Raw genomic sequence first — 12829 nt, 5'->3', positions numbered from 1 at the left:
CGCCGATGGTAGTGTGGGGTCTCCCCATGCGAGAGTAGGTCACCGCCAGACTACAAATAAATAACCCCAGCCCAATCGGCTGGGGTTTTTTTATGTCTGCCTGGCAGCACTGCCGGCGCACCCCACCTGATGCAAGAGCATCAGGCTACTATAACGTTTGCTTATACCTAATTGCTTTCCAGACTGAACCAAACTGTCAATTTACTGCTATATTCACTGTAATAATTATAGGGAGAGCAGTATGAAACGTTTCAATGCTATTACGCTTGCTTTGGCGAGCTCATTTTTCATTACGCCAGTTGCGTCAGCGCAACAAGATTCTGCGCAAGACGTAGAAGAAGTGATTCAGGTTGTAGGTTCCCGATTATCGATGAGAACGGCAACAGACGGCGCTGCACCAGTGGACATCATTAGTGGAGAGGACTTAGCCGCGACAGGTATTACTGAAACCGCTAAAGCTCTTCAGTACGCGGTACCTAGCTTTAATTTTCCATCATCATCGGTTACAGACGGCACAGACGCAGTTCGTCCGGCTTCTTTAAGAGGTCTGTCTCCGGATCACACCTTAGTACTCATTAACGGTAAAAGACGTCACAAGTCAGCCTTAGTTCATTTAAGCGGAACAACAGGAAGAGGCAGCTCGAACGTTGATTTGAATGCTATTCCTATGGCGGCAATAAAACGTATTGAAGTCTTGCGGGACGGCGCTGCAGCTTTATACGGATCAGATGCTATCGCTGGTGTTATCAATATCGTTTTGAAAGATAACGAGAGCGGCGGTAACGCCAGTATTCAAGGTGGCCAAACCTATAAAGGTGATGGTGAGCAATGGAAACTGTCTGCGAGCTCCGGGTTTGCTATTGGAAACGACGGTGCTCTAACTCTGTCTGGCGAGTTGCATCATAAAAATAGAACCAATCGTGCCGGACTCGATCCGCGCCAACAGTATCCAGAGCTACCAAATGGCGATCCAGATCCAAGAGAAGAGACCTTCGACAGACAGAGTTTCCATGTCGGTGATGCGGAGTACGAAAATGCTTCGTTGTTTGCGAACATGGATATTGCTATAGGTGAAGGCAATTTTTATGCGTTCGGTGGGATCAGTGATCGCACTTCTGAATCAGGTGCGTTTTATCGTCGGGCTCTTCAAAGTAATACATTAACTGAATTGTATCCGGACGGCTTTTTACCTATTTTAGCCCCTGACGTTAATGATCACTCAATTTATGCTGGCTACGAATGGTTAGTCGGCGAATGGACGTTAGATTTTAGCGGTGGCTATGGCTTCAGTAAGTTTCAGTATAACGTTGAGAACTCATTAAATGCGTCTTTAGGTCCGGAACTTACACCAACTTCATTTGATGCAGGTACGCTCGAAAATAGTGAATCCAACGTTACCTTAGACGCCCAACGCTTTATCCCATTTGCGAATAACTCAGAAATTTCTCTGGCTATGGGTATTAGTTACCGCGAAAACTCTTATGAAGTTATTGCCGGTGAAGAAGCTTCTTACATTAATGGTGGCTACGAAGATAGACCCGGTGGCAGTCAGGGCTTCACTGGATTTTCTCCTGATTCCGAAGTAGATGAGTCGCGCGATAATGTGGGTGTTTATGTTGAAGCTGAAAATCAGCTCACAACCGACTTTATGTGGGGCGCTGCGGTTCGATATGAAGATTACTCAGACTTTGGCAATAACACCAGTTGGAAGCTTTCCGGTCGTTATGATTTAACCGACAGAGTTGCGGTACGTGGTGCCATTAATACAGGTTTCAGAGCACCTAGCGTACAACAATTGTACTTTAGCAATATCTCTACCCTGTTTGTTGATCGCGGCAACGGACTGGAACCTGAACAGTCAGGAACCTTTAATAATATTAGTCCGGTAACTCAGGCTCTGGGTATTGGTGCTCTTCAACCGGAAGAATCTGAAAGCGTTAGCCTGGGTATGGTCTGGAATGGTTATGATGGTCTGGCAATCACCATTGACGCATTCCAAATCGAAATTGAGGATCGGATAATTTTATCCGGCGATGTTGCCCCTGGTGATTCTCCGGCTGTTGAAGAAGCACTTGCCGGTACAGCGGCGGAAAACGCGCGGTTTTTCCTTAATGCTGTTGATACGACAACCAAAGGGCTAGATATTGTAGCCAGTAAAACCTTCGGTATCGGCGGCTACGGCGACCTTAAAGCGCAGTTAGCTTATGGTTATAATACTACGGACATTGACTCTATTAACCTGCCGCAATTATTAGATGGGCTGGACGATGTTCTGTTTGATAGTGATGAGCAAATACGTATGACGCGCTCCACACCTGATCATTCAGGGTCAATTGGTTTAACCCATACTAAGGGCAAATGGACCAGTAATGTCCAGTTCAGTTATTTTGGTAACTACGCCATTGGTTACAGCAGTGGAACCGAGACGTACGGTCCTAACTGGATAACAGACGTCACCGTTAATTATCAGTGGAACGATGCTCTGGCTGTGAGAGTGGGAGCGCAGAACCTGTTCAACGAGTATCCTGACGAGCGCTCAGAAGGAAATCAGTTTAATGGTATTTTTAAGTACCCATTAACTAACTCGCCTATCGGCTTCAATGGTGGCTATTTCTACTCGGAAGTTGAATATAAATTTTAATTGTCTCCGAGAGCTAATATTAGTAAAAACCGCCATTTATTGGCGGTTTTTTTATTTCAGGTTAAGGTTTTAAATTTTAACTAACTGAAATATATAAGATAAATAGTTGGCATGGTAGTTGTAATCAAAAGACTAAGTATAGTTAAATTGCTCACTATTGGAGTTATTGTCATGTCGAATCGCAGCTTTGGTTGGTTATTAGTTTTATCTGTTATTGGTTTATTCTTTTTCGCTGAAGAGATATTTTCAGTTTTCGGAATGGCTCTTGGCTCGGTGATTGAGTTGTCGGTTACTTTATTGATCAGTTTATTTTTTGTCGGTCTGGTATTTTTTGTGGTGGTTACGGTATTCGGTAGCGTGCTCTTAGGCGCTGGTGCAGCATTTATTGCGCTAATACTCAGTGGAATAGGTTTCTTTTGGCCGCTGATTCTTTGTGTTCTGGTTCTTTACTTTATATTTCGCAAACCAAAGGTTTCTAGAACGGGTTAATCACGTGTAATATAAAGCCTAAGTTAAATCCAATAAGGCTTAGGCTATGTTTAAAACAATAATTGCTGTATTGAGTTTGTTACCGGTTATAGTCGCCGCCGAGACATTAAAAATTGACGATGCCTGGGCTCGTGCGACTATCCCTGGAACCGAAAATGGCGCCGCTTATGCCACACTTAAAAATCTGAAGGATGCCCCTGTCGAAATTACCCGTATCAGCTCAGACGTCACTAAAGTAGCTGAAATACATCGACACACAATGTCGGGCGACGTGATGAAAATGGAAGAAGTTAAATCACTCTCTATTGCTCCGGGTGAAACAATTAAGTTTCAGCCAGGAGGGTATCACTTTATGTTATTTGGCTTGAAATCTCCGCTTGAAGCCAAAGAAAGCTTTTCTCTGACCTTACATTTTCAGTCAGGCTCCAAACAAACCATTCAATTTCTAGTGAAGAAATAAAGAATCCGACATCTAATAGGAAGAGTTATGTATAAGAAAACATTAGTGTTAGCCGTTGCGTTAGCGGTTGCTCCTGCCTGCGCTTTAGCTGATACAGTTTTTGGTGTTTATGCCGGCGGACAATTCTGGGATGCCGACAGTGAAGGCGAGTATGCTTTTGCTTCTAACGTAATAGAACCTAATTTCGAGGATGAAAACCAAAGCAGTTATTACATCGCTTTGGAGCATCCGGTTCCTTTCGTTCCAAATATTAAAGTACGCGAAAATAGTTTAGAAGTTACCAGCGACTATGGAAAAAATGACTTTAGTCATAGAGATTACATTTTTTACTACGAAATTTTCGATAATGATTTAGTCTCATTTGATATTGGCGTCAATGCTATGGATTTCGACGGCAGTTTGTGGGTGCTAGGCAGCGATACTATTGGTCGCCAGGACTTTTCCGTTGTTGTGCCTACAGCCTATGTAGCAGCGCGAGTTGGGATACCGGCTACCGACTGGACCTTCTTTGCTGATGCCAGTGCGCTTAGCGCGAAAGACAGTAAAGTTCAGGATGCGCAAATTGGCATCGAATATCGTTTAGTTGATAACTTAGCTGTCGATGTAAGCCTTAATGCAGGTTATCGCCATTCGGTGATAGAGCTTGATGATGTCGATGATATTTATTCAGATGTGACCTTTAAAGGCCCGTTTGTTGGAGTCGAAGTTCACTTCTAATCGATTAATTAGACCATTCAAAGCTTGCAGGTCGTTCAGCATATAAGCTAAATTGTTATATGTTTGTAACTTCTTATAAATGGATGGCCTCAACGCATGGTCAGTAGTCAAGATGAACCACTGTTTCTTCACGACGACGATGAAGTAACTCCGGCAGAGTACAGTAAAGGTTTCTGGAAAATTCTGATTGTCGATGATGATCAGGAAATTCATGCGGTCACTAAAATGGCGCTTGCTGATGTTATTATTAGTGGCCGCCAACTGGAGTTCTTCCATGCTTATAGTGGCAGTGAAGCGCTTGATCGCCTGACTGAACATGACGACATCGCCATGGTATTGCTTGATGTTGTGATGGAAACCGATGACGCCGGTTTAAAAGTGGCTCAGGCTATTAGGGAGCAGTTAGGCAATGATGAGATCCGGATTGTGCTGCGAACAGGGCAACCGGGTTATGCTCCTGAAGAAAGCGTTGTAAAAAACTATGATATTAACGACTACAAAACAAAAACAGAACTCACAAGAAGCCGTCTTTTAACCACTGTATTTTCTGCTGTCCGCTCGTATCAGCAACTTTGCACCATTAATGAAAATCGTCGGGGATTGCGTAAAATCATTCACTCGGCTTCCAACTTAATGGAAAAACACTCCATTGTTAACTTTTCTGAAGGGGTGGTTACGCAAATTGCTTCCTTGCTTGGCTTAAACGCCGAAGGGATTGTCGGTGCCAGAGCGCCTCATAAAGATAATGATATTCTGGTACTCGGAGCTGCCGGACATTTCGCGAATAGTATTAATAAAAGCCTATCCACTCTTAACTCTGACGAAATAGAGAAAAATGTCAGAAAATGCCTGAATGAACAACGTCATATTCATACCGACACCGCTACGGTCTTCTTTATTGATGGCCAGGCGCATCAGGCGGCGGCCTACATAGAAACAAAAAACGCTGTCGCTGAGTATGACCAGGAGTTGCTGGAAGTCTTTTTAGCCAATATTGCGGTCGGCTTCGAGAATGCGAATTTATTCGAAGAACTGCGGACTGCAGCGTATCTTGATCCTTTAACTGGCATCCCGAATCGGGCAGAGTTTACACGGTGTCTTCAAGTTCTGTCTGAAAAACCGGACAAAGACAAAATGATCGCTGTCATCGACATAGACCACTTCTCTGATGTTAACGATGGATTGGGTCAGGATGTCGGAAATTTATTGTTGCGTGCTGTGGCGCTTCGTCTGACAGACCAACTTGGCGATAAAGTCTTTGTTTCGCGGATTTCTGCCGACGTATTCGGCGTTTACGGTCCTGCGAATATTGTCACACCTAATGCTTTCAGTGAGCTTTTTGCCTTACCTTTTAGAGCCGGGGAACATTACATACCATTGCGGGTAACTTGTGGCTTTGCCTCAGCCACAAACCCTGAGAGTGTTAATGGCAAAGGGTTGCTGAAGCAAGTTTATATCGCTCTAAAAAATGCTAAAAATAACTCCTTTGACCGTTATAACTATTATGAGCCGTCGATGGAACAAGACACTCAACGACGGCTTCATTTGGTTCGTCGGCTGCGCGCCGATTTTGCCAATAGAAAACTGCAGGTTTGGTATCAGCCGCAAGTTGAGCTGAAAACAAAAAAAGTTGTAGGTGTAGAAGCACTTCTGCGCTGGCCTCAAAGCGACGGTTCTTTTATTTCTCCTGCAGAGTTCATTCCTTTGGCTGAATACTCCGGGTTGATTGTAGAAATAGGCTCTTGGGTTATTGAAGAAGCTTGTCGCCAAATTAATGCTTTTGATGAAATTGGTCTTCCCCAGCTTCGGGTGGCGGTAAATGTTTCAGTACCACAATTTCGAAAGCGTGACTTTCCTGAGCTGGTAGAAAAGCAAATAGAACAATGGGGAATCGATCCGACGCGAATTGAGCTGGAAATTACAGAAAGTATTGTGATGGAAGACCCTGATCTGGTTGCTGACATTTTAAGGCGTTTGAAGCAGCAAGGAATTCAGGTGGCAATTGATGATTTTGGTGTCGGCTTTTCATCACTCAGTTACTTACAAAAGCTGCCCTTAGATCGAATTAAAATAGACAAAACCTTCGTGAATAATTCAGATGAGAAGAGCGGCAAGATCATCATAGAGACTATTGTCGACATGGCTCGTCGTTTAGGTTTAAAAGTGCTGGCTGAAGGTATCGAGGAGCAGTCGCAACTGGACTACTTTTTAGGGTTGGACTGCACCGAGGGGCAAGGTTTTTTCTTTGCTAAACCAATGCCCGCTGACCAGTTAATTTGCTTGTTACAAAAGCAAATGAGTTATTCTTAGTTATAGACTTCTACGCTATCGGCTTTCATCTGATAGCCTACAACCGCAAGGTCACCTTCTTTGCGTTCTACCTTAATGGTGCCTTCTATCCAAACAGCATCATAAGTGTTTTCGTAGGGAACACCTTCCGGGTATTCAACGTGAATAATTTGGTTTGGCGGTGGTGGCGGAACGTGGATGCACGCACCAAAATAAGGAACCAGTAAAAATTCAGTGACGTTATCAGCGTTCCCTTCCAGTTGCACAACGTAGCCAGGAATCCGCACTTTTTTGCCGTCCAGAGATTCAACTACAGGCGCGTCCAGGCTAACCTGCTTGTCTTCGTCCGGATTGGCATCATAATATGACTGAGGCTTGACCGGAGGCGGAGTAAATCCTTCAGGGATGAGATCCTTCCAGCCAATTTTTTCAGCAGCCGCGAATGCGGGAAGGGTTAGCATTAAGAGTGCAACCGCAAATAACTTCTTCATATTTTCACCGTAAGTCCGTCTGCAAGAGATTGGCGATACGCACGCCATGCGGGAATTAAACTTAACATAAAGCCTGCACCAATCACGAGTACTATGCGCCACCACTCACTAATGCTGGGCCATGAGCTGGTGAAGATTAACCCTGTCTGCGACTGGATAACGCCGGCCAACGACCATTGCAGGCCATATAGCAAGAGTAAGCCAGAGAAAGCGCCGACCACGGTAAGTAGCAGGGCTTCACTGAGTAATAAGCCGAATATTGTTCCCGGACCTGCGCCCACGGCTCTTAAGACCGCCATTTCGCGACGGCGTTCCCTTAAACTGGCAAGCATAATTGTCAGCATACCCAGCAGACCAATCAGCACCACCATAGCCGAGATGGCGGTTAACGCCTGCTCGAAAACTCTTAAGGTTTTCCATAGCTCCTGCAGCGTCATTCCCGGTAGCAGAGCGGTTAAAGGCTCTTTGTCATAGGTGTTGATTTGACGTTGTAGGCGCAAAGCCAGAGGCTTGGCCTTTAAGCCAAGTAATGCGGCACTGATGCTTTCAGCCGGGGCTTCGCCATGATGCTCGTGCTCGTCGGCATGAGCATCGTTATGTTCGTGTTCATGGTTGTGGTTATGTTCTTCGTCGTGCCCGGCCCCACCGCTGTGAATCATCTCGAGGCTGTGCAAGGTTACCAGCACCGCTTGATCAACCGGGGTTCCTGTCCGCTGCAGAACACCAGTAACCGTCAATGGGTGCTCATCGTGTTCGCTAAAGCTAATGCCGCCACTGCCGTGGGCAATAATGATATCGTCACCAATGGCTTTTGACAGCTTCTCTGCCGCATCAGCTCCTAATACAACGTCTTCATTTGAGGCAAAAGGCTGGCCTTGTGAAAACTCTAAAGGTTGCTTATCAGCATATTTAAAATGCTCGAAATACGCATTGGTTGTCGCTACAACTGGCAATCCCTGGACACTGTCACCCAGCGAAATTGGCACGGCCCAACTGACTTCAGGACGGCTACTAATATCGGCAAAGCTTTCCCAGCTCATATTGTTGGTCATGCTGCCAATATGAAATACCGAAGACAGCAACAACTGTGTCTGTCCGGTTCTGGCGCCAATAATTAAGTCAGTACCAGAAACTGTATTGGCAAAATGACTTTGTACCTGGTCACGGACACGCTCCACTGCCAGTAATAAGGTAACGCTGACAGCAATCGCCATAACAGTTAAAAGCACACTCGCGCGTCGGTTCAATAGGCTTTTTATAGCAAGGCGGATCATGATTTAGCCCCCGCCCGATTAAGTTCGTTAAGCTCGACGTGTTTATCAAAATAAGAAGACAAAGCGGCGTCATGAGTCACAAAAATAACCGTGGTGTTATTTTGGCTACTCAGCTCGAGTAATAATTGAATAAAGGTATCCCGGTGCTCAGCATCCAGCGCCGAGGTTGGTTCATCCGCTATCAGCAGTTTAGGTGCTCCCAGTAAGGCTCTGGCAGCTGCTATCCGTTGTTGCTGACCAACGCTGAGGGTATGAGCCTGTTGCTGAATTTGTTCTGAGGATAAACCTAAGCGTTTGAGCATTTCCAGCGCAGTCGCTTCTGCCGATGTTCCCTGCTCTGCTAAACGTTGTCTGCGCTTTTTCGAGAACTGACAGGCGAGTAAAGTGTTGTCTAAGGCGGATAAATAGGGCAGCAAATTAAATTGCTGAAATATATAGCCAATATTGTCAGCACGATAATGGTCTCGTTGTCTGCCGGACAGACTGGAGAATGCAGTATCAAACAGGTCTAACCGGCCTTGTTCCGGTGTATTAATGCCGGCCAACAGCGATAGTAATGTTGATTTACCGCTACCGCTGGGGCCGCGCAGCAGCACCGTTTCACCCTGTTTTACCTGCCAGGCAGGAATATCCAGGGTTGGTTTTTGTCCCGCCCAGGAAAAACTCAGTTTTTCTAGATTGACGGCATTCACTACGTCGGTGCTGCTTACCATTTTGTATTAAGACTTTTTCGCGCGTTCAAAAGAAGACACAATTTCTTCTTTTGCTGCAGCGGCATCACCCCAACCGTCAACTTTAACCCACTTACCTTTTTCCAGCTCTTTGTAACGCTCGAAGAAGTGAGTGATTTGTGCTTTTAACAACTCAGGCAGGTCATCAACGTCATTGATGTGATCGTACTCTTTAGTCAGCTTACTGACCGGAACCGCGATAACTTTCGCATCTTCACCTGACTCGTCAGTCATTTTTAACACGCCAACCGGGCGGCACTTAATAACAGAACCAGCTTGCAGCGGGTACGGAGTCGGGACAAGTACGTCTACCGGGTCACCATCTAAAGACAGCGTCTGGTTAACAAAACCGTAGTTGGCCGGATAAAACATAGCGGTTGCCATAAAACGGTCAACCCACAATGTACCGGTGTCTTTATCAACTTCGTATTTAATCGGATCGGCGTTTGCCGGAATCTCGATAATGACGTTAACTTCTTCTGGCATGTTCGCGCCAGCCGTTACGTTTCCTAAGCTCATAGTACTTCCTGCTGTAGTAATAAAATAATAAAAGGTACTGCGCGATTATAGCGGCTCGGGCCACTCACGCAATAGTCGCGCAATATCGACATCAGTCTAATAAGGTTTTGGATGTTGCTTATGGTAATCCATGCACACATCTACCTCATTGGCAGACCCCATAACCACCGAGACGCGTTGGTGAATATGTTCTGGCACAATTTCCATTAAACGGCTGTAACCGTCGGTGGCTTTCCCGCCAGCTTTTTCCACCAGCATTGCCATAGGTGCGGCTTCGTATAAAAGACGCAGCTTAAAAGGTTTTTCCGGCTTACGGGCATCCCAGGGGTAAGTGAATAAACCGCCCCGTGAGATAACCCGGTGTACATCAGAGACCATCGCTGCATTCCAGCGCATATTAAAGTTCTTACCGCGCGGGCCTTCTTCGCCTTCCAGCAAGTCGCTAATGTAAGCGCGGATTGGGTCAGCCCAGTGACGACGATTCGACATATTAATGGCAAACTCTTTGGTATCTTTCGGGATTTCCGCTTTCTCGTGGGTCAATAAGAATTCACCAACGGTCTGATCCAGAGTGTAAATTCGCACCGCTTTACCGGTCGTCATAACTAGCATAGTTGCAGGACCATACAAGACATAACCGGCAGCAACCTGAGCTTTACCTGGTTGCAGGAACATGTTCTCGCTGGTTTCTTCACCCTCTGGCTTACGCAGAATAGAGAAAATAGTACCCACACCACCGTTTATGTCGATGTTAGAGCTGCCGTCGAGTGGGTCAAATGCTACCAGGTAATGGCCTGAATTCGGGCTCTCAACAATGGAATCTTCTTCTTCAGAAGCAACAGCATGGACGTTAGGTGACTCAAGCAACAGAGTTTTTAACAGCTGATTGGCGACAACATCGAGCTTCTTTTGCGTTTCGCCCTGAATGTTTTCGTCCAGAGTTGAGCCTAATACACCGGCTAATGCGCCCTGATGCAGACGGAAAGAAATTTCCTTGGCTGCAATTTGAATGGTGTTAATAACAGAGATAAGCGATTCACTGGTTTGATCCGCTCTCAGTGTTGGTAATAAACGTTTCATGAAAGTTCCTGCAGCTCTGGTTATTGGGTGCTAACAAATGTTTGTTCAGAGAGCGCAAATGATACCTTATTTTTTGGTAAAAATCCTGCTTGTCAGTGAGTACGGTGGTACACTTTCGGTATTTTTAAAGCGAACGGATTTAGAGAGCACATGCACATTCATATTGTTGGGATTTGCGGAACTTTTATGGGAGGCGTGGCCGCCATTGCGCAGCAACTTGGTCATCGGGTAACCGGGTCTGATGCTAAGGTCTATCCGCCCATGAGCACGCAATTGGAAAACCTCGGTATTGAATTGATGCATGGCTACTCGCATAACAATTTAAAGCCACGCCCCGACATAGTGATTATCGGTAACGCGTTAAGCCGAGGTAACGACGAAGTTGAAGCTGTTTTACGGGAACGTATTCCCTATGTGTCCGGCGCGCAATGGCTGCACGACAACGTATTAACCCAGCGCTGGGTATTGGCGGTTGCCGGAACTCACGGCAAAACCACCACCGCGAGTATGCTGGCCTGGATCTTAGAGGACAACGGATTCGACCCCGGTTTTATGATTGGTGGCGTACCGGGGAACTTTCCGGTCAGTGCACGTTTAACCGATTCGAACTTCTTTGTGATTGAAGCCGATGAGTACGATACGGCGTTTTTTGATAAACGATCCAAGTTTGTTCATTATGCACCAGATACGTTAATTCTGAATAATCTGGAATTTGATCATGCAGACATCTTCCCTGATTTAGCAGCTATCCAACGACAGTTTGCGCATTTGCTGCGGGTTGTTCCCGACACCGGTCAGGTGATTCTACCCGCGGGCGATAAAGCACTGGATGAAGTTCTGGAGCAAGGCTGCTGGAGCCCAGTGGTGCGTATGGGTGAGCAGGGCGACTGGCAGACAAAATTGCTTAAAACTGACGGTACGGAGTTCGAAGTGCATTATCAGGGCAAGTGTATTGCGCAGGTTAGCTGGAACGTATTGGGTACTCATAACGTTAATAATGCCATGATGGCCATTATCGCCGCAGCCCATGTTGGCATAAAAGCTGAGCAGAGTGCGCAGGCGTTAAACCGTTTTAGAAGTCCCAAACGACGTATGGAGTTACTGGGCGAGAACCGCGGCGTAAAAGTCTTTGATGATTTTGCTCACCACCCAAGCGCGATTAAGACAACCGTATCCGGTTTGCGGCAGCATCAGCCTGACAGTCGCATTATTGCGGTACTTGAACCGCGCTCAAATACCATGAAAATGGGCGTCCACAGCGATACCTTGGTTCAGTCATTAGAAGACGCAGACAGTGTATTCGTATTGCAGCCCGAAGGGCTAAAATGGCAATTGGCCGAAAAAATGCCCAAGGCGCATGTGTTTGAGTCGACCGACGACTTGCTGGCAGGGTTGCTAGCCGAAGTCAGAGCCGGAGACGCCGTACTTATTATGAGTAATGGCAGCTTTGATGGTTTGCACCAGCGCTTTCTTAAAGCCTTGCAATAACTGGATGACACAGGAACCGTTCAATGAAAACCGACAATAGAATTACTGTTGCGATAACCGGTGCCTCGGGTGCCCCTTACGCGCTGCGTTTGTTACAATGTTTGCTTGATCAGGATCAACAGGTGCTGTTGCTAATTTCCAGTGCTGCCCGGGTCGTATTGGCAACGGAGCAGGGCATGCAAATTCCGGCAGCTCCTGACAAAGCAGCGGCAATGCTGTGTGAACACTTTTCGGTTGGTGCTGAGCAACTCAAAGTTTACGGCAAAGAAGAATGGTTTTCGCCGGTGGCTTCAGGTTCAGCGGCGCCCGCGAAAATGGTGGTGTGCCCTTGTTCAACCAGTACCTTGTCGTCAATTGCGCATGGCAGTAGTAATACGTTGATCGAGCGCGCTGCCGATGTCGTACTGAAGGAGCGCGGACAATTAATTTTAGTTCCGAGGGAGTCTCCGCTTTCGACAATCCATTTACAAAACATGCTGCAACTCAGTCAGCAGGGCGTAACGATAATGCCGGCAGCACCGGGCTTCTATCATCAACCAGAAAGCATTGATGATTTAATCGATTTTATGGTGGCCAGAATGCTGGATCATCTTGGCCTTGAGCAGCGTTTAGTCAGTCGCTGGGGCTATGGAAAGGAGTCATAAAGAGGT

General features: G+C 46.2%; 12 protein-coding genes. 7 read left to right on the top strand and 5 right to left on the bottom strand.

Annotated features, from left to right (window positions below; genetic code table 11):
* Positions 1 to 241 precede the first annotated feature (241 nt).
* The 5 genes from DET62_RS13630 (at position 242) to DET62_RS13610 (ending at position 6617) form a co-directional block, all read left to right on the top strand.
* Entirely contained in the window at positions 242 to 2641 is a 2400-nt protein-coding gene (locus DET62_RS13630) for a TonB-dependent receptor (protein ID WP_110014293.1), read from the top strand.
* A 171-nt stretch (positions 2642 to 2812) separates the two neighbouring features.
* Entirely contained in the window at positions 2813 to 3130 is a 318-nt protein-coding gene (locus DET62_RS13625; protein ID WP_011235497.1) for a hypothetical protein, read from the top strand.
* Between the two features lie 46 nt (positions 3131 to 3176).
* Entirely contained in the window at positions 3177 to 3590 is a 414-nt protein-coding gene (locus tag DET62_RS13620) for a copper chaperone PCu(A)C (protein WP_110014294.1), read from the top strand.
* 27 nt (positions 3591 to 3617) lie between these two features.
* Complete coding sequence (locus DET62_RS13615) at positions 3618 to 4307, top strand: TIGR04219 family outer membrane beta-barrel protein (RefSeq protein WP_110014295.1); 690 nt, start codon at positions 3618 to 3620, stop codon at positions 4305 to 4307.
* A 96-nt stretch (positions 4308 to 4403) separates the two neighbouring features.
* Entirely contained in the window at positions 4404 to 6617 is a 2214-nt protein-coding gene (locus tag DET62_RS13610) for an EAL domain-containing protein (protein WP_011235494.1), read from the top strand.
* Here DET62_RS13610 and DET62_RS13605 read toward each other — a convergent pair.
* From DET62_RS13605 to DET62_RS13585, 5 genes are all read right to left on the bottom strand, one after another.
* Positions 6614 to 7087 (bottom strand): DUF3299 domain-containing protein, encoded by a 474-nt coding sequence (locus DET62_RS13605; protein WP_011235493.1) that lies wholly within the window; start codon positions 7085 to 7087, stop codon positions 6614 to 6616. The two genes, DET62_RS13610 and DET62_RS13605, sit on opposite strands and share 4 nt — an antisense overlap.
* Positions 7084 to 8361: an ABC transporter permease gene (locus tag DET62_RS13600; protein ID WP_110014296.1), complete on the bottom strand. Its 1278-nt coding sequence runs from the start codon at positions 8359 to 8361 to the stop codon at positions 7084 to 7086. The genes DET62_RS13605 and DET62_RS13600 overlap by 4 nt, the downstream gene beginning before the upstream one ends.
* A complete protein-coding gene (locus DET62_RS13595; protein WP_181396978.1) occupies positions 8358 to 9074 on the bottom strand; it encodes an ABC transporter ATP-binding protein in 717 nt (238 codons plus the stop codon). The genes DET62_RS13600 and DET62_RS13595 overlap by 4 nt, the downstream gene beginning before the upstream one ends.
* A gap of 6 nt (positions 9075 to 9080) precedes the next feature.
* Positions 9081 to 9611, bottom strand: coding sequence for an inorganic diphosphatase (gene ppa, locus DET62_RS13590; protein ID WP_011235490.1), 531 nt, complete (start codon positions 9609 to 9611; stop codon positions 9081 to 9083).
* 96 nt (positions 9612 to 9707) lie between these two features.
* Positions 9708 to 10691 carry a class 1 fructose-bisphosphatase gene (locus DET62_RS13585; protein ID WP_011235489.1) on the bottom strand — a complete coding sequence of 328 codons (984 nt, stop codon included), beginning with the start codon at positions 10689 to 10691 and terminating at the stop codon, positions 9708 to 9710.
* Positions 10692 to 10841: 150 nt separating this feature from the next.
* Between DET62_RS13585 and mpl the strand changes: the two genes are divergently transcribed.
* Complete coding sequence (gene mpl / locus DET62_RS13580) at positions 10842 to 12179, top strand: UDP-N-acetylmuramate:L-alanyl-gamma-D-glutamyl-meso-diaminopimelate ligase (protein ID WP_110014297.1); 1338 nt, start codon at positions 10842 to 10844, stop codon at positions 12177 to 12179.
* A gap of 23 nt (positions 12180 to 12202) precedes the next feature.
* Positions 12203 to 12823 (top strand): flavin prenyltransferase UbiX, encoded by a 621-nt coding sequence (locus DET62_RS13575; RefSeq protein WP_034822004.1) that lies wholly within the window; start codon positions 12203 to 12205, stop codon positions 12821 to 12823.
* Positions 12824 to 12829 lie beyond the last annotated feature (6 nt).

It is taken from the genome of Idiomarina sp. H2 (genome assembly GCF_004364275.1).
GTDB classification, from domain to species: Bacteria; Pseudomonadota; Gammaproteobacteria; order Enterobacterales; family Alteromonadaceae; genus Idiomarina; species Idiomarina loihiensis.
Note: the sequence above shows the minus strand (reverse complement) of the source record. Positions and strands in the feature narration are given on the sequence as shown.

Excerpts from the sequence above, each read along its gene's own strand:
- DET62_RS13600 (WP_110014296.1), bottom strand. The coding sequence starts at position 8,361 with ATGATCCGCCTTGCTATAAAAAGCCTATTGAACCGACGCGCGAGTGTG.
- DET62_RS13625 (WP_011235497.1), top strand. The coding sequence starts at position 2,813 with ATGTCGAATCGCAGCTTTGGTTGGTTATTAGTTTTATCTGTTATTGGT.
- DET62_RS13585 (WP_011235489.1), bottom strand. The coding sequence starts at position 10,691 with ATGAAACGTTTATTACCAACACTGAGAGCGGATCAAACCAGTGAATCG.
- DET62_RS13615 (WP_110014295.1), top strand. The coding sequence starts at position 3,618 with ATGTATAAGAAAACATTAGTGTTAGCCGTTGCGTTAGCGGTTGCTCCT.
- ppa (WP_011235490.1), bottom strand. The coding sequence starts at position 9,611 with ATGAGCTTAGGAAACGTAACGGCTGGCGCGAACATGCCAGAAGAAGTT.
- DET62_RS13620 (WP_110014294.1), top strand. The coding sequence starts at position 3,177 with ATGTTTAAAACAATAATTGCTGTATTGAGTTTGTTACCGGTTATAGTC.
- DET62_RS13630 (WP_110014293.1), top strand. The coding sequence starts at position 242 with ATGAAACGTTTCAATGCTATTACGCTTGCTTTGGCGAGCTCATTTTTC.
- mpl (WP_110014297.1), top strand. The coding sequence starts at position 10,842 with ATGCACATTCATATTGTTGGGATTTGCGGAACTTTTATGGGAGGCGTG.
- DET62_RS13595 (WP_181396978.1), bottom strand. The coding sequence starts at position 9,074 with ATGGTAAGCAGCACCGACGTAGTGAATGCCGTCAATCTAGAAAAACTG.
- DET62_RS13605 (WP_011235493.1), bottom strand. The coding sequence starts at position 7,087 with ATGAAGAAGTTATTTGCGGTTGCACTCTTAATGCTAACCCTTCCCGCA.
- DET62_RS13575 (WP_034822004.1), top strand. The coding sequence starts at position 12,203 with ATGAAAACCGACAATAGAATTACTGTTGCGATAACCGGTGCCTCGGGT.
- DET62_RS13610 (WP_011235494.1), top strand. The coding sequence starts at position 4,404 with ATGGTCAGTAGTCAAGATGAACCACTGTTTCTTCACGACGACGATGAA.